We start from the raw sequence: 18,640 nt of genomic DNA, 5'->3' as shown, positions 1-18,640 counted from the left end.
CAGATGTGAAGGGGCGCGGACCATATGGACAGCACACCGGTGGACGGCACACTCGTGGACGGCACACCCGCGGACAGGGCGCAGCGGCGGGGCCGCCGCATCATGATGACCGGCGAGGAAACGGACGCCTTCCTGCGCGAGCAGCGCACCTGCCGGGTGGCCACGGTCTCCCCGGACGGGCGCCCGCACGTCGGCGCGCTCTGGTTCGTCTGGGACGGCACTTCCCTGTGGCTGTACTCGATCACCCGCAGCCGCCGCTGGTCCGACCTCCGCAAGGATCCCCGCATCTCGGTGGTCGTGGACGCCGGCGAGGCCTACGACGAGCTGCGCGGGGTCGAACTGTCCGGTACGGCCGTCTTCGTGGGCGAGGCTCCCCGTACGGGCGAGCCGTGCGAGGAACTGGCGGAACCGGAGCGGCTCTTCCCCGTCAAGAACTTCGGCATCACGGAGATGCCGCACGACGGCCGGCACGCCTGGATCCGGCTGACACCGGACTCGATCGTGTCCTGGGACTTCCGCAAGATCTAGGCCGCCCCGCCGACCGACCCGCCGACCACCCCGCCATCCTCCCCGCCGACCACCCGGGCCTCCCCGGCAGCGACGGAAGCCGCCCTCCTCAGGGCCTCGACGGCGGCACGGATCGACGGCCGGCGGTCGGCGTCGGCCCGCCAGACGACGTACACGTGGCGCCGGACGCTGTCGCACACGGGCAGCAGCCGGACCCCCGGCGGCACGGGTCCGCGCCCCAGCCGGGGGGCCACGCACACGCCCAGTCCGGCCTCGACGAAGGCCAGTTGGGTGTGGTGCTCCTCGGCGATGTGCGTGATCCGGGGCTCGATGCCGGTGCCGCGCAGGGTGGAGACGAGCCACTCGTGGCAGAACTGCCCCTCGGTCCAGGAGATCCAGTCGTCCTCGCCGAACTCGGCCAGGGAGATCCCGGCGCGGCCTGCCAGCGGATGCCCCGCCGGCACCGCGATGTCTATGGAGTCGTCCAGCAGATGGGCCCGCGTGAGCTCGGCCGGCACCGGCATCCGCTTGCTGTGCCAGTCGATGGCGAGGGCCAGGTCCAGGTCGCCCCGGACCACGGCGGGCATGCTGTCCTCCGGCTCCTGTTCCCTTACCCGGGGCCGCAGTTCGGGGTGCTCGGCCCGCAACTCCGCCAGGACCTGCGGCAGCAGCCCCCGCATGGCGGTCGGGAAGGCGCCGATCCGCAGCTCGCCGACCGCGCACCCGCGCCGGGCCTCGACATCGGCCTGCGCGAGCTCGACCTGGGAGATGATCCGGGCCGCGTGCTCGGCGAGGAGCCGGCCGGCATCGGTGAGCCGCACCCCGCGCCCGTTCTTGGCCAGGAGGGGCTGGCCGACCTCGCGCTCCAGTTTGGCCATCTGCTGGGACACGGCGGAGGTGGTGACATGGAGCCCGTCGGCGGCGCCGCTGACGGAGCCGTGCCGGGCGAGGGCGTCGAGGGTGCGCAGCCGCTCCAGGTTCAACATGTAAGCAATCCTACGACGTCTCTCCCAACAACTCTCGCTTGTCCTACGAGGTCGCGAGGGGCGAAAGTGGCTGTCATGAGCGCCCCCAGCACCCCGGTCGCACCCGGCACCCCCACCGCACACCCGTCCCGGACCTCCACCCCGCCCCCCGCCGCGAAGGTGCAACCCACCGGCCGGCTGGACTGGCGCCTGCGCTTCGCGGTCCTCTCGGTGATCTGGGGCTTCAGCTTCCTGCTGATCAAGGTGGGCACGGAGGCGTACGCCCCGTTCCAGGTCGCCCTCGGCCGGGTCTTCTTCGGCGCGCTCGCCCTGCTCACCGTGCTGCTGATCCGCCGCGAACCGCTCCCCCGGGGCCGGCGCACCTGGGCCCACCTGACGGTGGCGGCGCTGCTGCTCAACACCGCCCCGTTCTCCCTCTTCGCGTACGCGGAACTGAGCATCCCCTCCAGCCTGGCGGGCATCTGCAACGCCACCTCCCCGCTGTGGGGCATGGCCCTGTCCCTGGTCGCGCTCTCCGAGGACCGCCCGACGCGCCGCCGCGTCGCGGGCCTGGGGCTGGGCTTCCTCGGTGTCCTGACCGTCCTCGGCGCCTGGCAGGGCTTCTCGGGCCTCGATGCCAAGGGCACCGCGCTCGCCCTGCTGGCCGCGCTCTGCTACCCGATCGGCTGGATCTACGTACGCCGCACCCTGGCCTCCACACCGGGCTCCCCGGTCGCCCTGACCGGCGCCCAGCTCCTGGTCTCCACCCTGCAACTGGCCGTGGTCAGCGCGCTGTTCACCTCAGCCCCCACCTCGTTCCCGCTCTGGCCGACCCTGTCGGTGATCGCCCTGGGCGCCCTGGGCACGGGCATGGCCCTCCAGATGCAGTACGGCCTGGTCACGGAGATCGGCCCGACCACCGCGCAGATGGTCACGTATTTCATCCCGGTGATCGCGACGACGGCGGGCGTCCTGCTCCTGGACGAACAGCTCCACTGGAACACCCCGGTGGGCGCGGTCGTCGTCCTGGCCGGCGCGGCCCTCACCCAGACCCGACGCCGCTGAAGCGGGGCCGATCGACACGACACCGATCGGCCCCGCCCCCGCCTCCGCCCCGCCTCCCCGCCGTCAGTCGAGCCGCCCCCCGGCCGCCGGGCGGACGGCCGAGGCCACCGCGTCCGCCAGCCCCGGCACGTCCGCCGGGGACAGCGTCGACATCGTCATCCGCACGGCCGGCCCCGATTCCACCCGGAACCGGGCTCCCGGAGCGACGGCCCAGCCCGCGCCCAGCAGGCGCGTCACCACCGCCGTCTCCTCGGCGACGGGCACCCACACGTTCATCCCGCTCCGCCCCTGCGCGTGCACCCCGCGCCGGGCCAGCGCCGCGACCAGCCCGTCCCGGCGCTCCCCGTAGGACCGCGCGACCACGGCGTGGTCGACCGCTCCGGCCTTCCACAGCTCCACCGCGGTGTACTGCAGCAGCCTGCTCACCCACCCGGGGCCCAGTCGCTGCCGCCCCCGGACCCGGTCGAGCGTGACCCCGTCACCGGTCAGCACGGCGAGCCGCAGGTCCGGTGCGTACGCCTTCGCGGTGGAGCGGATCAGCACCCAGTGGCGGGTCACCCCGCCGAGCGCGTTGAGCGGCAGGTCGACGATGCCGTGTCCGTGGTCGTCGTCGATGACCAGCACCTCGGGGTGCCCTGCGAGCACCGTCCGCAGCTCCGCGGCCCGCTGCGCGCTCACCACCGCCCCGGTCGGATTCTGCGCCCGGGCCGTCACGAGCAGCGCCCGGATCCCCTGCGCCAGCGCCCGTTCCACCGAGTCGGGCAGCGGCCCGTCGTCGTCCACGGCCACCGGCACGACCCGTAGCCCCAGCGCCGGGACGAGGTCGAGCACGCTCCCCCACCCCGGATCCTCGACCCCGACCGCGTCGCCGGGCCGCAGGTGCGCGGCCAGTACGCGTTCGATGCCGTCCAGCGCTCCCGAGGTCACCGCCACCTCCCCGGCCGGCACCCCGTCCGCGTCGAAGGCGGCCCTGGCGAGCCGGGCCAGCTCCGGGACGACCGGGTCCTGCCCGTAGAGCGTCGGCTCGGCGGCGTACCGGCGGGCCGCGCCCGCCAGCGCCTCGTCCAGCGCGGGCAGCAGCCGCACGTCCGGGTTGCCGGAGGCGATGTCGCGCACCCCCGCCGGGACGGTCATCCGCAGTTCGTCGCGCGGCGCCGTCGCCGGGCGGGCCCGCACCCGGCTGCCGCGGCGCCCGTCGGTCTCGATGACCCCGCGTTCGCGCAGCGTGCGGTACGCGGCCGCCACGGTGTTCGGGTTCACCCCCAGCACACCGGCGAGCTCCCGCATCGGCGGCAACAGCGCTCCCGGCGCGAGCGCGCCCGAGGCGACGCCCGCTTCCACACTCGCGGCGATTTCCGATGCGCGCCGCCCGATGATCAGATACTCTCCTAGCACAAAGCCAAGTATGCACTAATACAACGGAGTCCGCACGATGAGCGTCACGCCTGCCCCCGAGACCACCACGGAGACGTCGGCCTCAGCGGCCGCGCCCACGCCCACGGAGGCCACCGGGTACGCGCCCACCGAACGTACCGTCCCGACCCGGTCCCGCGACCGCGCGCGCTACGACCGCGAGACCGTGCACTCGATACTCGACCAGGCCTACCTCTGCCACCTCGGCTTCGTCCGCGACGGCGCCCCGGTGGTCCTGCCGACCCTCTTCGGCCGGGTCGGCGAGGCCCTCTACATCCACGGCTCCACGGGCTCGCGCCCCCTCCTCGCGGCCGGCAAGGCAGACCCGGGGCTGCCGGTCTGCCTCACCGTGACGCACGTCGACGGCCTGGTCCTGGCCCGCTCCGCCTTCCACCACTCGCTCAACTACCGCTCGGTGGTCGTGCACGGCACCGCCTACGAGGTGACCGACCGGGAGGAGCGCCGGATCGCGCTCGACGCCCTCGTCGACCAGGTCGTCCCGGGCCGCTCGGCCGACTCGCGGCCGGCGAACGCCAAGGAGCTCGCGGCCACCGCCGTGATCCGCCTGGACCTGAACGAGGTGTCCGCGAAGCTCCGTACGGGCGGGCCGAACGACGACCCCGAGGACGTCGCCCTGCCCTACTGGACGGGCGTGATCCCGGTCGCGCCGGCGTACGGGACCCCGGTCCCGGCCGCCGACCTCGCCCCGGGCATCCCCGTCCCGGACTACATCACCGCACTCTGACGACCGCTTCGGCGGCGAGGGCGGGCCGGACCTCCGGCCCGCCCTCCCGCGTTTCCGGGTCCCGGACGTCCGCCGGCCGCCGCGACTCCGCGACGATCAGCGCCCCCACGGCCGTCAACAGGAGTACGGTGCCCAGCGCCACCGGGCCGGTCAGCCGCTCCCCGAGCACCAGGACGGCGATCGCCGCCGCGCCGACGGGCTCGATCAGCATGATCACGGACACCGTGGCGGCGCGTACCGCGGCGGCCCCGCTGAAGTAGAGCGCGTAGGCCAGCGCGGTCGGCACGGTGGCCATGTAGGCGAGCAGCCAGAGCACCCGGACGGGCTCCGCGGTATGCGGCATCAGCCCCTCCACCAGGGCGAACGGCAACAGGCACGCCGCGCCCACCCCCACCGACCAGACGGTGGTGACCAGCGGCTCCCCGCCCGTGCCGCGCCGCCCGAGCAGCCTGGCCCGCAGGGTCATGGCCCCGTAGCCGGCGGCGGACAGCAGCGCCCAGCCGACGCCGAGCGGCCGCACCTCGCCGCCTCCGCTGCCGAGGACGAGCACGGCCAGCCCGGCCAGCGCCCCGCCGACCGCGACGGTCCCGCCCCGGCCGAGCCGCTCCCCCATCCAGTAGCGGGCCCCGAGCGCGATGAGCACGGGCCCGGATCCGAGGGTGACCACGGTGGCCACGGCGAGGCCGGTCTCGCGCACGGCGGCGAAGTACGCGGACTGGAAGAGGGTGAACAGCAGCCCGGTCCCGATGAGCGATCCCACCGAGGCCCGCGCCCGAACGGCGCGCTCCCCCACCCCTGCGTCCCGCGGGCGGCGGCGTAGGGCGAGGACCGGGAGCAGCACGGCCAGCCCGCCCGCGCACCGCCAGAACGACAGGGCGAGCGGGCCGAGGTCACTGGCGAGGTAGAGCAGCGAGGCCGCCGCCCCCGCCGTGCCCCAGGCGGTTCCGGCGATGACGAGGAAGAGGAGGCTGCGCCCGGTGGCGGGCGTTTGGGACGTTTGGTCCGAGTGGATCGACACGAGAGGTCTCCGCGCGTGCGTGAAGGATGAAAGGAGCAGGTCATCGCTTCGCGGGCAGCACGAATCCGCCCGGGTCACGGCCCGGGCCGGGTTCTCCTACGTGGTGGCAGCCGCCCGCGCTAGGCGGCGGGAGGCGGAAGCACGGTCGTCAGCATGATCGAGAGCCTAGACCTTGCTCGGGTCGCGGTCCAGGGCGGCCACCGGCTCCGCGACCCCGGGCGCGATCTTCCGGGAGGTCTGGGCGATGAAGGCCCCGCCCAGCACGAGCGCGCCGCCGATGATCTGCCAGGTCGAGAGGTGCTCGCCGAGGAGCACCCAGGCCAGTACGGTCGCCACGACCGCCTCCAGGCAGGCCACCACACCCGCGACCTGCGGCGACAGCTTGCGCACGGAGACCACACCGGTCAGGTACGCGAACACCGTCGCGATCAGCACCACCCAGCCGAGCAGCACCGGCGCGGGCACCATCAGGTCGCCGAGCGCCGCGTCGCCGCCCAGTACCTGCCAGTCGATCCGCCAGGGCCGGGCGATCACGGTCATCACGAGGGTGCCGACGATCATGCCGTACGCGATCATGCCCATCGGGTCGGGCACGTCGTCCCCGTCGCTGCCCTGGTCGGCGAAGACGAAGTAGAAGGCCTGGCAGCAGGCGGCCGCGAGGCCGAGCAGCACGCCCAGCAGGTCGAGGCTCAGCCCGGCCCAGATCTGCACCACGCAGGCGAGACCCACGACGGCCACGGCGGCGCCGGCCGCGGCGGCCCGGGTCACGGGCCTGCGCTGCACGAAGCGGATCCAGCCGAGCAGCAGCGCCGGGCCGAGGTACTCCAGCAGCAGGGCCACGCCGACCGGGATCCGGGACAGCGAGGCGAAGTAGAAGGCCTGGACGCCGGCCACGGCGACGAGCCCGAAGCCGGCGAGCAGCAGGGGTTTGCGGCGTACGAGATCGCGATGGCGCCAGGCCAGCGGGGACAGCACGAGCGCCGCCCCGGCCACCCTGAGCCAGACCATGTGGAGCGGGTCCAGACCCGCCTCGATCAGCGGCTTCGCCGCCACACCCGAACCACCGAACGCGATAGCCGAAATGAGGGCGAGGCCCAGTCCGGCATGTCTCCCTGACGCTTGCATTCGGACATCATGGCAGGCCCCGTCAGGAGCCACAGACCCGTGACACCTGTTGAGACGCTCCCGAGACCGACCCGACACCGACCGGGTCCGCACCCGCTTCCCACCCGCCTCCCCACCCACCCCGCTCCCCCAAATCTGACAGGTCGTCAGTCTTGAATGTTGCGTCCGCCGGGACTACCTTCCGCCGCACGTACCTGACGAGAAGGGGTGGTCGCATGGCTGAAGTCACCGCGGAATCACGCATCGAGGCGTCCGCCGCGAAGCTCTGGTCCCAGCTGACCGACTGGGACGCTTACGGCCAGTGGAGCATGACCCACACCAACTTCCCGAAGGGCGGCCCCGAGACCCTGGCGGTGGGATCCACCTTCGCCGAGAACATGAAGATGATGGGCTTCCCCGCCGAGGTCCTCTGGACCGTCTCGGAGCTGGAGGACGAGCGCGTCTTCGCGATCACCGGCAAGGGCCCGATGGGCGTCGCCGTCCTGACCCGCTACACCCTGATCCCGGACGGCGGGGCCACCACGGTCCGCATCGACGGCGAGTTCACCGGCGCCGCGGTCTCCCTCATGGCGGGCAAGCTCAAGGACTCGGCCACCGCCGCCCTCAACGAGTCGCTGCGCAAGCTCTCCGGCCTGGTCGCCTGAGCACCGCCCCCGAACGAGCAGGTCCGTACGCGCACGGACACGACGGCGCGCCCCGCGAGGAATCCCGCGGGGCGCGCCGTCGTATCGGAAGGTCCCTCCCGACTCGCACTCAGTGCTCGTCGGCCAGGATCAGGTAGAGCTTCTTGCGGGCGTCGTTGATGACGGCGAGGGCCTTCTCCCGCTGCGCGGGCGTGCCGGTCTTGAAGACCTGCCCGAAGGCCTCCATCAGGCCGAAACCGGCCGTCCGGACCTCGTTCATCGCCTCGAAGTCGAAGCCCCGGCCGGCCTCCGCCCAGGGGGCGTCCGGGCCGGACTCGGCCTCGGTGCGACCGGCCTCGGTGAGCGTGAACAGCTTCTTGCCGCCCTCGCTCTCGCTGGTGATGAGGCCCTCGTCCTCGAGCAGCTGGAGGGTCGGGTAGACCGACCCCGGGCTGGGCTTCCACGCCCCGCCGCTGCGCTCGCCGATCTCCTGGATCATCTCGTAGCCGTGCATCGGCCGGTCGGTGAGCAGCGCCAGGATGGAGGCGCGCACATCACCCCGCCGGGCCCGGCCGCGCGGTCCGCCGCGGCCGCCGCGCCCACCGAAGGGCCCACCGCCGAAGGGCGGCCCGAACGGCCCGAAGGCGGCACGCCGCCGCTGGAACTCCTCCCGACGGTCCGGCCCGCAGTGGCCGTGACCCCGTCCGTGCTCATGTCCGTGGTCGTGTCCGTGCTGTCCGTGTGAACGCATGACTGCGCTCCTTTCCTCATTCGGTGATTCGTTGTCGCTGATGCGATGTCTCCACTATCGCTGACCCATCGCGATGCGTCAACGATATATCGGAAACTCCTTCAACGAACACCACCGATCACCCCGGCCGACACCAACCCATAGGCCGCTGACCTGGCAGGATGCCCTCATGGAAACCGGATTTCCGCCTTTCGGGGCCGTACCGACCGTCGATGTCCGCATGTGGCGTTCCGACGCCATCGTGCTGTTCGACTGGCTGATGACCATCGATCTGAGCACCGTGCCGATCACGCACCCGGCCCAGAAGCAGGCCATGGCAGACCTGCTGGCCCGCTTGGAGGAGACGGGCGATGTCATGGAGTCCACCGCGGACGAGATCGCCGCAGCGCAGGGAGAGGTGGCCGGGGACACCGGCCGGTAGCCAGTCCAGTCATCCCGGATTGGCCTTTGCGGCCGGCTCCGCCGCATCCCTACGGTCGAGGACATGCGCATCCGAATCGTCGACGCCTTCACCGACCGCCCCTTCGGCGGCAACCCCGCCGGGGTCCTGCTCCTCGAAGACGGGTTCCCGCCGGACGCCTGGCTCCAGCAGGTCGCCGCCGAGGTCAACCTCTCCGAGACCGCCTTCGCCCATCCGCTCCCGCCCGGCGGTGACGCGGACTGGGCGCTGCGCTGGTTCACCCCGGCCGCCGAGGTCGACATGTGCGGCCACGCGACCCTGGCCACCGCCCACGTCCTGGCCGCCGGCGGCCTGGCCACGGGGACGGTCCGCTTCTCGGCGCGCTGCGGAATCCTGAAGGTCACCGCCGCCGAGGACGGGTCCCTGGTCATGGACTTCCCGACCTCCTCCCTGACCGAGGTGGAGCCGGACGCCGCCGTGGAGCGCGCGCTGGGCGCCACGGCCAAGTCGGTCCACGACACCTCCGAGCACATCGGGGACCTCGTGGTGGAGCTGGCCGACGAGCGGACCGTACGGGAGCTCACGCCGGACCTCGCCGCCCTGCGCGGCTACGCCCGGCGCGGGATCATCGTGACCGCGGCGGCCGAGGACCCCTCCCGCGGGTACGACTTCGTCTCGCGCGGCTTCTTCCCCGCGTTCGGCATCGACGAGGACCCGGTCACCGGCAGCGCCCACACCGCGCTGGCCCCCTTCTGGGCGCAGCGGCTGGGCCGCACGGAGCTGGTCGGCCTCCAGGGCGGAGCCCGCACCGGCCTCGTCCGGGTCCGGCTGCTGGGCGACCGTACGCTGCTGATCGGGCGCGCGGTCACGGTCATCGACGGCGAGCTGCTCAGCGCACCGTAGGCGTCCGGGAGGTGCGCCTACGGGGGCGCGGCGGTGCACCTACGGCGTGGGCAGCCAGCCCACCTTGCCCGCCAGCAGGGCGTACCCGCCGAAGGCCACGATGTCGAGCAGCGCGTGCGCGACGACGAGCGGACCGACCCGGCCCCAGCGCCGGTAGGCGAGGACGAACACCACGCCCATCACCACGTTGCCGATGAATCCGCCGATGCCCTGGTAGAGGTGGTACGAGCCGCGCAGCACGGAGCTGGCCACCAGCGCTGCCATCGGCGACCAGCCGAGCTGCCCGAGCCTGCGCAGCAGGTAGGCCAGCACGATGACCTCCTCCACCACGGAGTTCTGCACCGCGGAGAGGATCAGCACGGGGAACTTCCACCACACCTCGGGCAGCGCCTCCGGCACCACCGTGAGGTTGAAGCCGGCCGCCCGGGACCCGAGGTAGAAGGCCAGCCCCGCGCTGCCGATGCAGGCGGCGACGAGCGCGCCCCGGCCCAGGTCCCACCAGGGCCGGGTGCGGTCGAAGCCCAGCACCTTCAGCCCGGGCGCGCCCTCACGGGTCAGCAGGTGCGCGACGAGCAGGACGGGGACGAGCGCGCTCGCGATGCCGAACAGCTGCCAGGCCAGGTCCAGCCAGGGCCGGCCGGGGGCGTACGAACCGTTGAGCGTGGCGGCCTGGTCCTTGAGCCCGCCCGGCTTGGTCAGCGAGCCGATGAAGCTGATCAGCGCCGAGACCCCGCTCGCACCCAGGGACAGCGCGAGCACGAGCAGCGTCTCGGAGCGCAGCATCCTGCGCCCGCGCGCACGCTCGCCGAGCTCGGGTTCGAGCTCCCCGACCTCAGGTTCCGGCTCCGTCCGCACGTCCGTCTCCCGTCCCGCCACCGCTGCGACATCTCGCGGGGCGTCCCGCCCCGATCACCCCATACTGCCTCCTCCACGGGGCAAGGGGATCACCGGGCGGGACCGGACGGGACCGGACGGGACGAGCCCGCGCGGGACCGGGCGGGACCGCACGGAACCGCACGGGCCCCCGGGATCAGTCCACGGCCGCCGGTCCGGCCCCCGCGGCGCCACCCCCCAGACCCGCCGGCCAGGTGTGCACGGGATCGCCCCGGTGGCTCAGCTCGCTGTAGCGGCGCGTGGTCGCGGCCAGCGCCGCGTCCCGCTCCAGCCCGCCCGCGAGCGCCCGGTGGTACGTGTCCACCTGCCAGGTGGCCCCGTTCACCCGGCGCCGGCACCGCTCTTCGATGATGCCGAGGTAGTGGTCCCGGTCGGCGGGCTCGATGCCCCACGCGTCCAGCCCGGCCGCCGCCATCGGCAGCAGCTCCTCCAGCACCAGCCGGACCGCGGGCACGCTCGCCAGTCCCCCGCCCCGGCCCCGGCGCGGCCAGCGAAGCCGGGCGTCGATGCCGTAGCGGCAGGCCGCGTCGAAGTTGGCCTCCGCCTCCGCGAAGGGCAGCCGGCTCCACACCGGGCGCTGCTCGTCCGCGAGCGTCCGTACGAGCCCGTAGTAGAAGGCCGCGTTGGCGACGACGTCGGCCACCGTCGGGCCGGCGGGCAGCACCCGGTTCTCCACGCGCAGGTGCGGCACCCCGTCGGCGACCCCGTAGACGGGCCGGTTCCAGCGGTAGACGGTGCCGTTGTGCAGCACCAGCTCCTGCAGGCTCGGCACCCCGCCCTCGGCGAGCACGCGCAGCGGCTCCTCCTCGTCGCAGATCGGCAGCAGGGCCGGGAAGTAGCGGACGTTCTCGGCGAAGAGCTCGTACGCCGAGTCCACCCACCGCTCGCCGAACCAGGTGCGCGGGCGCACCCCCTGCGCCTGGAGTTCGGGCGGCCGGGTGTCGGTGGCCTGCTGGAAGAGCGGCGGCCGCGACTCCCTCCACAGCTCCCGCCCGAACAGGAAGGGCGAGTTGGCGCCGACGGCTATCTGTACGGCCGCCACCGCCTGGGCCGCGTTCCACACGTCCGCGAACCGTGCCGGGGTCACCTGCAGGTGCAGTTGTACGGAGGTGCAGGCGGCCTCCGGCACGATCGACCCGGAGGTCCAGGTCAGCCGCTCGACTCCCTCGATGTCGAGGACGAAGTCCTCTCCCCGCATCATCAGGATCTGCTCGTTGAGCAGCGAGTAGCGGTCGACCGCCGAAAGGTTGGCGGTGACCAGGTCGGTGCGGGAGATCGTCGGCAGAATCCCGATCATGACCACCCCGGCGTCGACCTCCAGAGCCTGCCGGTGGGCATAGCCGAGACCCGCGCTCAGTTCCTCGGCGAGCTGGTCGAATACCCGGCCGCCGAGCCGGTGCGGAAGTACGTTCACCTCCAGGTTGAACATTCCCAGTTCGGTCTGGAAATCGTTGCTCGCAATACGCTCGAGGACCTGCGCATTCACCATTCTCGGCAACCCGTCGGCACCCGCGAGATTCAACTCGATCTCCAGCCCCATCATGTTCTTGGGGCGATCGAACCTCTTCTCCTCCAGAAGTCGCTCCAGTACCTCCAGGCACTCGTGAAGCTTCCTCCGGTACCGTTGCCGATCGGACAGGTCGAATCCGCCCGCCACGACCTTCTCCCCCATCGGAGCGTCCCTCCTCGACTGGGCCCGGCCGGCGAGCACTGCATCCGCCGCCCGGGCGCGCGTTACGGTCGATGATGCCCCGGCGGCGTGATCGATAACGCGGAAGGGGCGCGACTGGCGGGGAGCGCGCGCCGGTTTGGCTGACGGGCGCTTTGGCACATTCACCTGGCAAGCCGCCCTGCGCAAATACAGCGTAGACCTTGCCGGTTATCGATAACCGACGCTTTTCAGCCGAGCCGCCATCCGGTAACCTCCGAGGTCAGCGCGGAATTTTTGTGCGCACCCGGCATGAATGCCACGTCAGCGGGACCGGTAAGCGCCTTGTCGGCAATAGGCGGGACAGCTAGCCGAAACACTGCGTGAACACATGTCAGATAAACTCCGCATGCGAGGCAGAGAGTTGGCGCGCGGCCATTGCCCCTCAGCCCCCCTCTGACCCCAAAATGCGACAGCGCCGTCCGCACCCCGCACCCGCCCCGTTCCACAGGTCTCCCAAGCGAGAGGCGACCCACCATGCCGCTGCACGTCCCTCCGGCTCCCGCGCCCGCCCTGCGCAGCGTCCTCGCGGCCCTCGGTTCCCCCACCGCCGTCCACGAGGCGCACACCCCGGCCCTGCGCTCCCTCCAGGGACCGATGACCGCCGAACTGCCGCTTCCCGTCCACGTCTTGGACCGGCTGCACATCTCCGGCCTGACCGCCGGCGGCAGGCCGCCGCGGACCCGGCTCACCGGCTGGCGGTTCCTGATCCGCAGCGGGGACCGCTACGTCGCGGCGGCCGACACCCGGCTGACCCCTGACGGCTGGGTCTTCTCCCACTTCTTCGAGGGCCCCTACGTCGCCGCCACCGAACGCGCGCTGCGCCAGGCCGAATCGCTCGGCAAGAACTACCAGCCGCGCCTGCTGTCCGTACCGGAGCTGTACATGCTGACCCTGTGGCTGCACGGATCGGTGGGCGCCGACGCCTCCGCCGGCCTGCCGGCCGCGGCCGACCTCCTGGTCCCCCTCGCCCCCGCCCCGCCCGGCATCGCCGCCTACCGCCCGCACCCCGTGTCCGAACTGCTGCCCGTACTGACCCACCGGCTCACGCCGACGGCTCCCCCGGTGCCGCCTTCCATGGCCGCACCGGCCGCCTGACCCGACCCTGGCCGGTTCTGCCCATTCGGCCTAGCCCACTCGGGCCCCCCGCTAACCATCCGAAATGACAGGGGAGTTGAGCTGAACCGCCCGCACGGGTGATGCGTCATCAATCTATGAGGACAGCTGCCGGGAAATCCCTCCGGACACCGCGCCGTGGGGGAACACTGGGGACTCTGACCGAGCCAAGTCGTTGATACGGGGGGGCGGCCATGAACCACGCGCACAACGCACCGAGCCGCAGCACACAGACCACACCGCAGCGAAAGAACGCATCCATGTGCCAGCACAAGCCAGCATGCCCGTCCGCCGACTCCGCCGACCGGGAGGCTGCGCACCCCGTGGCCGTTCACCCGGAGCAGGGTTGGAGCCTGCTGTGCAACGGCGTCCTGCTGTTCGAGGACACCGGTGAGCTGCTGCCGGACGGCCAGATCATCGCCCCGCACCGCCCGCTCGCGGCGACGCAGGTGATGAAGGCGGCCTAGCCGACGACGGAAACGAAAGGGGCCGGTCCAGGAGAGAACTCCCGGACCGGCCCCTTCGTCATGTCACTTCGTCATGTCACTGCCGCATGTCACTGCATCAGTTGTCGTACTCGTCCAGCGGCGGGCAGGAACACACCAGGTTCCGGTCGCCGAAGGCACCGTCGATGCGGCGCACCGGCGGCCAGTACTTCTCCGCTGCCGACACCCCGCCCGGGAAGACGGCCTCGTCGCGGGTGTACGGGTGGTTCCACTCGCCGCCCAGGGCCGCCGCCGTGTGCGGGGAGTTGGCCAGCGGGTTGTCGTCCACCGGCCACTCGCCGCCCGCGACCCGCTCGATCTCGGCGCGGATGGCGATCATCGCGTCGCAGAAGCGGTCGATCTCGGCGAGGTCCTCGGACTCCGTCGGCTCGATCATGAGCGTGCCGGCGACCGGGAAGGACATGGTCGGCGCGTGGAACCCGTAGTCGATCAGGCGCTTGGCGATGTCGTCGATGCTCACGCCCGTCGCCTTCGACAGGGGGCGCATGTCGATGATGCACTCGTGCGCGACCAGGTTGCCCGGGCCGGTGTAGAGCACCGGGTAGTGCGGCTCCAGGCGCTTGGCGATGTAGTTGGCGCCGAGCACCGCCACCTGGGTGGCGCGCTTGAGGCCCTCGCCGCCCATCAGGCGCACGTACGACCAGGAGATCGGCAGGATGCCCGCCGAGCCCCACGGAGCGGCCGAGATCGGGCCGACGCCCGTCTCCGGACCGGCCGTCGGCTGGAGCGGGTGGTTGGGCAGGTACGGGGCCAGGTGCGCCCGGACACCGACCGGGCCGACGCCCGGGCCGCCGCCGCCGTGCGGGATGCAGAAGGTCTTGTGCAGGTTCAGGTGCGAGACGTCGCCGCCGAAGTGACCCGGCTTGGCCAGGCCCACCAGGGCGTTGAGGTTGGCGCCGTCCACGTAGACCTGGCCGCCGGCGTCGTGCACCTGGGCGCAGATGTCGGCGACGTGCTCCTCGAACACACCGTGCGTGGAGGGGTACGTGATCATCAGCACGGCGAGCTCGTCGCGGTACTGCTCGATCTTGGCGCGCAGGTCGTCCGCGTCCACCTCGCCGTCGTCGGCGGTCTTGACGACGACGACCTTCATGCCGGCCATCACGGCGCTCGCGGCATTGGTGCCGTGCGCGGAGGACGGGATGAGGCAGACGGTGCGCTGCTCGTTGCCGTTCGCCCGGTGGTAGGCGCGGACGGCCAGCAGGCCGGCGAGCTCACCCTGGGAGCCGGCGTTCGGCTGAATGGAGACCTTGTCGTAGCCGGTGACCTCGCAGAGACGTTCCTCCAGCTCGGTGATGAGCGTGAGGTACCCCTCGGCCTGCTCGACCGGGGCGAACGGGTGCAACTGGCCGAATTCCGGCCAGGTGACCGACTCCATTTCGGTGGTCGCGTTGAGCTTCATGGTGCAGGAGCCCAGCGGGATCATGCCGCGGTCCAGCGCGTAGTCCTTGTCCGAGAGCTTGCGCAGGTAGCGCAGCATCGCGGTCTCGGAGCGGTGCTGGTGGAAGACCGGGTGGGTCAGGTACTCGTCCGAGCGCAGCAGCCCCTCGGGCAGCGCGTCGGCCGTGGCGGCGTCGAGCGCCTCCAGGTCGGCGGTGACCCCGAAGGCCGCCCACACCGCGTCCACGTCGGCGCGCAGGGTGGTCTCGTCACAGGAGGCGGAGACCAGGTCGGCGTCCACCTGGTACAGGTTGACCCCGCCCTCGCGGGCCGCGGCCACGACCTCGGCGGCACGGCCCGGGACCCGCGCGGTGACGGTGTCGAAGTAGGCGCCGTGCACGACCTCGACCCCGCCGGCCGTCAGACCGGCCGCGAGCAGAGCCGCGTACCGGTGCGTCCGGCGGGCGATCGTCCGCAGCCCGTCCGGGCCGTGGTAGACGGCGTACATGCCGGCCATGACGGCGAGGAGCACCTGCGCGGTGCAGATGTTGCTGGTGGCCTTCTCGCGGCGGATGTGCTGCTCACGGGTCTGCAGCGCCAGGCGGTACGCCTTGTTGCCGTCCGCGTCCACGGAGACGCCGACGAGGCGGCCGGGCAGCGAGCGGGCGTGCTTGGCCTGGACGGCCATGTAGCCGGCGTGCGGTCCGCCGAAGCCCATCGGGACGCCGAAGCGCTGGGTGGTGCCGACGGCGATGTCGGCGCCCAGCTCGCCCGGCGAGGTCAGCAGCGTCAGGGCGAGCAGGTCGGCGGAGACGGCGACGATCGCGCCGAGCGCGTGCGCCTGCTCGATGACCGGCTTGATCTCCCGCACGGCGCCGGAGGCACCCGGGTACTGGAGGAGCACGCCGTAGACGCCGCGCTCGGCGATCTCGGCCGGAATCCCCTCGCTCAGATCGGCGACGACGACCTCGATACCGATCGGCTCGGCACGGGTCTGGATCACCGCGATGGTCTGCGGCAGCGCGTCGGCGTCGACGAGGAAGACGTTGCCCTTGGCCTTGCCCACGCGGCGGGCCAGGGTCATGGCCTCGGCGGCAGCCGTGCCCTCGTCGAGCAGGGAGGCACCGGAGGTCGGCAGGCCCGTCAGCTCGGCGACGACGGTCTGGAAGTTCAGCAGGGCTTCGAGGCGGCCCTGGGAGATCTCCGGCTGGTACGGCGTGTACGCCGTGTACCAGGCCGGGTTCTCCATGACGTTGCGCAGGATCACGGGCGGCGTGAAGGTGCCGTAGTACCCCAGCCCGATCATCGACGAAAGGACCTGGTTGCGGTCGGCGAGCTCACGCAGCTCGGCGAGCACCTCGGCCTCGGTCCGCGCCTCGGGCAGGTTCAGCGCGGCAGTGGTCTTGATCACATCCGGCACCGCGGCTGCGGTGAGCTCGTCCAGCGAGCCGTAGCCCACATGGGCGAGCATCTTCGCCTGCGCCTCGGCGTCCGGGCCGATGTGGCGCTGCTCGAAGGGGATGCCTCGCTCCAGCTGGGAGAGCGGAATGCGGTTGGCGGTCATGTACGGAGGCCTCCTGGTCGTACGACCTGCGAGGGGCACCACGGCGCGGGCACCCGGACGGCCTCCCCCTCTGTCATCACAACCTGAGAGCTTCACCGGGCCGCGCGGGGGTCGCCCACGAGATCCGGCTTTCACCGTCGGTGAGGAGAGGGACCGGCACTGCGCGCCCGGTACCCGCCCCTGCTTTCCAGAGTGGCCTCACCACGTGCGGTACGTATGCCTGAGAGATTCCGGGGAGGATTTGCTCCTTCGGCGCCTCCGTCTCACTCACTCGGAGGACTCTCCCGCACAGGGTCAACAGCCGTCACCCAGCCTACCAGCGAGGATCTGCGGACCTCCCTCGAGTGGCCCCCTGTCCGGAAATGCACTTTTGTAGTCATTACGGAGGAGTTGCGCCCAATGGAGGGACCGGACCGTGCAGACCGACATCGATCCCCGCAGCCTGATCGGCCGCAAGGCGTTCGACCGCAATGGCACCAAGATCGGCACCGTCGACGAGGTCTACCTCGACGATGCCACGGGCGTCCCGGAATGGGCCGCCGTACGCACCGGACTCTTCAGCCGGGACGCCTTCGTCCCGCTGGAGCCCAGCGAGATGGTGGGCGACACCCTGCGCGTGCCCTTCGAACGCTCCCTCATCAAGGACGCCCCCGACTTCGGCGTCGGCCGCCACCTCTCCCCCGAACAGGAGCTGCAGCTCTACCACCACTACGGCCTGGACCTGGCCCTCCCCACGGACTTCCAGCACGACTTCGGCCACAAGACCCCCGACACCCCCTGACCCCACCAACGAGGACCAGACCCCCTGAGCCGGACCACCGGGCCGCACCCCGGGGGCTAGTGATCTGGTTTGGAGATCCTGTCGCAGTAGCGGCAGATTCGGTCGAGGATCTGGTCGGCGGTCTTGGTCCACTTGAAGGGCCTGGCCTCGTCGTTCCAGACCTCGATCCAGCCCTCGAGTGCGGTCTTGAGGTCGTCGAGTGAGCAGAACACGCCGCGTTCGAGGCAGCGTCGTTCCAGTTCGGCGAACCACCGCTCGACCTGGTTGATCCACGACGAATACGTCGGCGTGAAGTGCAGCTGGAACCGGGGATGCGCCAGCAGCCACTGGTGCACCACCGGTGCCTTGTGGGCGGAAAGGTTGTCGCAGATGACGTGGACCGCCAGGCACGGATCGGTCTGGCGGTCGATCTCGTCGAGGAAATCACGGAAGTCCACGGCCCGGTGCCGCGCGGACAGTTTCGTGATCACCTTGCCGGTGGCGGTGTTCAGGGCGGCGAACAGGTCGACGGTGCCGTGGCGGACGTAGTCGAAGGTCCGCCGTTCGGGGACTCCGGGTAGCATCGGCAGCACCGGCGCGGTCCGCTCCAGGGCCTGGATCTGGGGTTTCTCGTCCACCGCGAACACCGCCGCGTTGGCCGGCGGGGCGAGGTAGAGGCCGACGACATCACGGATCTTGTCGATCAGCAGAGGGTCCGGGGAGATCTTGAAGGTCTCGGTCCGCCACGGCTGCAAGCCGAAGGCGTGCCAGATCCGCAGCACACTCGCGGGCGAGATCCCCACGACCTTGGCGAGCTCCCGCTTCGACCAGTGCGTCCCGCCCGCGGGTGTCTGCTCGAGGGTGCGGACCACCACCTCTTCCACCTGGGCGTCGGTGATGGTCCGCGGCACCCCGGGCCGCGGCTCGTCGGACAGGCCGTCCAGTCGGTCCCGCAGGAACCGCGTCCGCCATCTGGCCACCGTTTTGCGCTCCGTGTTCAGCCGTGCGGCCACCACGGTGTTGTTCCACCCTCGCGCGCACGCCAGCACGATCTGCGCACGCTGGGCCAGGCCCTGCGCCGTCGAACGCCGCCTGGCCCAGCTCTCCAACGTCAGCCGCTCGTCCTCCGACAGCACCACGGGTGGCAGCCTGGTATCGCCCATGCCGTCAGGACACCGGACCAAAACCGGCCCTGTC

Annotated in this window: 18 protein-coding genes and 1 riboswitch; of the genes, 9 read left to right on the top strand and 9 right to left on the bottom strand. The window is 71.8% G+C overall.

Features of this window, described 5'->3' with window-relative positions; genetic code table 11:
* The first annotated feature begins 24 nt into the window (after positions 1-24).
* Positions 25-528: a pyridoxamine 5'-phosphate oxidase family protein gene (locus tag OG898_RS25250; protein ID WP_266959368.1), complete on the top strand. Its 504-nt coding sequence runs from the start codon at positions 25-27 to the stop codon at positions 526-528.
* On the opposite strand, the gene OG898_RS25245 is transcribed toward OG898_RS25250, so the two are convergent.
* Positions 525-1,493 carry a LysR family transcriptional regulator gene (locus OG898_RS25245; protein ID WP_266959366.1) on the bottom strand — a complete coding sequence of 323 codons (969 nt, stop codon included), beginning with the start codon at positions 1,491-1,493 and terminating at the stop codon, positions 525-527. The genes OG898_RS25250 and OG898_RS25245 overlap by 4 nt on opposite strands.
* Before the next feature lie 75 nt (positions 1,494-1,568).
* Here OG898_RS25245 and OG898_RS25240 point away from each other — a divergent pair, with 75 nt between their 5' ends.
* Complete coding sequence (locus tag OG898_RS25240; protein ID WP_266959364.1) at positions 1,569-2,537, top strand: DMT family transporter; 969 nt, start codon at positions 1,569-1,571, stop codon at positions 2,535-2,537.
* Between the two features lie 63 nt (positions 2,538-2,600).
* Here OG898_RS25240 and OG898_RS25235 read toward each other — a convergent pair whose 3' ends face one another.
* Positions 2,601-3,932, bottom strand: coding sequence for an aminotransferase class I/II-fold pyridoxal phosphate-dependent enzyme (locus tag OG898_RS25235; protein ID WP_250745206.1), 1,332 nt, complete (start codon positions 3,930-3,932; stop codon positions 2,601-2,603).
* A 37-nt stretch (positions 3,933-3,969) separates the two neighbouring features.
* Between OG898_RS25235 and OG898_RS25230 the strand changes: the two genes are divergently transcribed.
* Complete coding sequence (locus OG898_RS25230; protein ID WP_250745205.1) at positions 3,970-4,695, top strand: pyridoxamine 5'-phosphate oxidase family protein; 726 nt, start codon at positions 3,970-3,972, stop codon at positions 4,693-4,695.
* Here OG898_RS25230 and OG898_RS25225 read toward each other — a convergent pair.
* Positions 4,682-5,713, bottom strand: a complete 1,032-nt coding sequence (locus OG898_RS25225; RefSeq protein ID WP_266959361.1) for a DMT family transporter — start codon at positions 5,711-5,713, stop codon at positions 4,682-4,684. The two genes, OG898_RS25230 and OG898_RS25225, sit on opposite strands and share 14 nt — an antisense overlap.
* Positions 5,714-5,878: 165 nt before the next feature.
* Positions 5,879-6,838 (bottom strand): DMT family transporter, encoded by a 960-nt coding sequence (locus OG898_RS25220; RefSeq protein ID WP_250745203.1) that lies wholly within the window; start codon positions 6,836-6,838, stop codon positions 5,879-5,881.
* Between the two features lie 215 nt (positions 6,839-7,053).
* Here OG898_RS25220 and OG898_RS25215 point away from each other — a divergent pair, with 215 nt between their 5' ends.
* Positions 7,054-7,482, top strand: a complete 429-nt coding sequence (locus tag OG898_RS25215) for an SRPBCC family protein (RefSeq protein ID WP_266910679.1) — start codon at positions 7,054-7,056, stop codon at positions 7,480-7,482.
* A 109-nt stretch (positions 7,483-7,591) separates the two neighbouring features.
* Here OG898_RS25215 and OG898_RS25210 read toward each other — a convergent pair whose 3' ends face one another.
* Entirely contained in the window at positions 7,592-8,212 is a 621-nt protein-coding gene (locus OG898_RS25210; RefSeq protein WP_250745201.1) for a PadR family transcriptional regulator, read from the bottom strand.
* Between the two features lie 169 nt (positions 8,213-8,381).
* Between OG898_RS25210 and OG898_RS25205 the strand changes: the two genes are divergently transcribed.
* Positions 8,382-8,633, top strand: a complete 252-nt coding sequence (locus tag OG898_RS25205) for a hypothetical protein (protein WP_266959359.1) — start codon at positions 8,382-8,384, stop codon at positions 8,631-8,633.
* 63 nt (positions 8,634-8,696) lie between these two features.
* Positions 8,697-9,515 carry a PhzF family phenazine biosynthesis protein gene (locus tag OG898_RS25200; RefSeq protein ID WP_266959357.1) on the top strand — a complete coding sequence of 273 codons (819 nt, stop codon included), beginning with the start codon at positions 8,697-8,699 and terminating at the stop codon, positions 9,513-9,515.
* 39 nt (positions 9,516-9,554) lie between these two features.
* On the opposite strand, the gene OG898_RS25195 is transcribed toward OG898_RS25200, so the two are convergent.
* Together OG898_RS25195 and OG898_RS25190 are read right to left on the bottom strand one after the other, a co-directional pair.
* Positions 9,555-10,298, bottom strand: coding sequence for a CPBP family intramembrane glutamic endopeptidase (locus tag OG898_RS25195; RefSeq protein ID WP_250745257.1), 744 nt, complete (start codon positions 10,296-10,298; stop codon positions 9,555-9,557).
* Between the two features lie 247 nt (positions 10,299-10,545).
* Complete coding sequence (locus OG898_RS25190; protein ID WP_266959355.1) at positions 10,546-12,081, bottom strand: glutamate-cysteine ligase family protein; 1,536 nt, start codon at positions 12,079-12,081, stop codon at positions 10,546-10,548.
* A 513-nt stretch (positions 12,082-12,594) separates the two neighbouring features.
* On the opposite strand from OG898_RS25190, the gene OG898_RS25185 reads away from it, so the two are divergent.
* Both OG898_RS25185 and OG898_RS25180 read left to right on the top strand, forming a co-directional pair.
* Complete coding sequence (locus OG898_RS25185) at positions 12,595-13,215, top strand: hypothetical protein (protein WP_250745197.1); 621 nt, start codon at positions 12,595-12,597, stop codon at positions 13,213-13,215.
* 278 nt (positions 13,216-13,493) lie between these two features.
* Complete coding sequence (locus OG898_RS25180) at positions 13,494-13,700, top strand: DUF5999 family protein (RefSeq protein ID WP_112451479.1); 207 nt, start codon at positions 13,494-13,496, stop codon at positions 13,698-13,700.
* 97 nt (positions 13,701-13,797) lie between these two features.
* On the opposite strand, the gene gcvP is transcribed toward OG898_RS25180, so the two are convergent.
* On the bottom strand, positions 13,798-16,683 hold the full coding sequence (gene gcvP / locus OG898_RS25175; RefSeq protein WP_250745195.1) for an aminomethyl-transferring glycine dehydrogenase: 2,886 nt from the start codon (positions 16,681-16,683) through the stop codon (positions 13,798-13,800).
* Between the two features lie 198 nt (positions 16,684-16,881).
* A riboswitch (glycine riboswitch) is annotated at positions 16,882-16,980 on the bottom strand.
* 118 nt (positions 16,981-17,098) lie between these two features.
* Here gcvP and OG898_RS25170 point away from each other — a divergent pair.
* A complete protein-coding gene (locus OG898_RS25170) occupies positions 17,099-17,464 on the top strand; it encodes a PRC-barrel domain-containing protein (protein ID WP_250745194.1) in 366 nt (121 codons plus the stop codon).
* Positions 17,465-17,520: 56 nt separating this feature from the next.
* On the opposite strand, the gene OG898_RS25165 is transcribed toward OG898_RS25170, so the two are convergent.
* Entirely contained in the window at positions 17,521-18,606 is a 1,086-nt protein-coding gene (locus OG898_RS25165) for an IS630 family transposase (RefSeq protein ID WP_266959350.1), read from the bottom strand.
* Positions 18,607-18,640: the final 34 nt, after the last annotated feature.

The organism is Streptomyces sp. NBC_00193 (genome assembly GCF_026342735.1).
GTDB classification, from domain to species: domain Bacteria; phylum Actinomycetota; class Actinomycetes; order Streptomycetales; family Streptomycetaceae; genus Streptomyces; species Streptomyces stoeckheimensis.
Note: the sequence above shows the minus strand (reverse complement) of the source record. Positions and strands in the feature narration are given on the sequence as shown.

What these genes read in the sequence shown, in the direction of transcription:
- OG898_RS25250 (WP_266959368.1), top strand. Translation starts at nt 25, where the DNA reads ATGGACAGCACACCGGTGGACGGCACACTCGTGGACGGCACACCCGCG.
- OG898_RS25245 (WP_266959366.1), bottom strand. Translation starts at nt 1,493, where the DNA reads ATGTTGAACCTGGAGCGGCTGCGCACCCTCGACGCCCTCGCCCGGCAC.
- OG898_RS25240 (WP_266959364.1), top strand. Translation starts at nt 1,569, where the DNA reads ATGAGCGCCCCCAGCACCCCGGTCGCACCCGGCACCCCCACCGCACAC.
- OG898_RS25230 (WP_250745205.1), top strand. Translation starts at nt 3,970, where the DNA reads ATGAGCGTCACGCCTGCCCCCGAGACCACCACGGAGACGTCGGCCTCA.
- OG898_RS25220 (WP_250745203.1), bottom strand. Translation starts at nt 6,838, where the DNA reads ATGCAAGCGTCAGGGAGACATGCCGGACTGGGCCTCGCCCTCATTTCG.
- OG898_RS25215 (WP_266910679.1), top strand. Translation starts at nt 7,054, where the DNA reads ATGGCTGAAGTCACCGCGGAATCACGCATCGAGGCGTCCGCCGCGAAG.
- OG898_RS25210 (WP_250745201.1), bottom strand. Translation starts at nt 8,212, where the DNA reads ATGCGTTCACACGGACAGCACGGACACGACCACGGACATGAGCACGGA.
- OG898_RS25205 (WP_266959359.1), top strand. Translation starts at nt 8,382, where the DNA reads ATGGAAACCGGATTTCCGCCTTTCGGGGCCGTACCGACCGTCGATGTC.
- OG898_RS25200 (WP_266959357.1), top strand. Translation starts at nt 8,697, where the DNA reads ATGCGCATCCGAATCGTCGACGCCTTCACCGACCGCCCCTTCGGCGGC.
- OG898_RS25195 (WP_250745257.1), bottom strand. Translation starts at nt 10,298, where the DNA reads ATGCTGCGCTCCGAGACGCTGCTCGTGCTCGCGCTGTCCCTGGGTGCG.
- OG898_RS25190 (WP_266959355.1), bottom strand. Translation starts at nt 12,081, where the DNA reads ATGGGGGAGAAGGTCGTGGCGGGCGGATTCGACCTGTCCGATCGGCAA.
- OG898_RS25185 (WP_250745197.1), top strand. Translation starts at nt 12,595, where the DNA reads ATGCCGCTGCACGTCCCTCCGGCTCCCGCGCCCGCCCTGCGCAGCGTC.
- OG898_RS25180 (WP_112451479.1), top strand. Translation starts at nt 13,494, where the DNA reads ATGTGCCAGCACAAGCCAGCATGCCCGTCCGCCGACTCCGCCGACCGG.
- gcvP (WP_250745195.1), bottom strand. Translation starts at nt 16,683, where the DNA reads ATGACCGCCAACCGCATTCCGCTCTCCCAGCTGGAGCGAGGCATCCCC.
- OG898_RS25165 (WP_266959350.1), bottom strand. Translation starts at nt 18,606, where the DNA reads ATGGGCGATACCAGGCTGCCACCCGTGGTGCTGTCGGAGGACGAGCGG.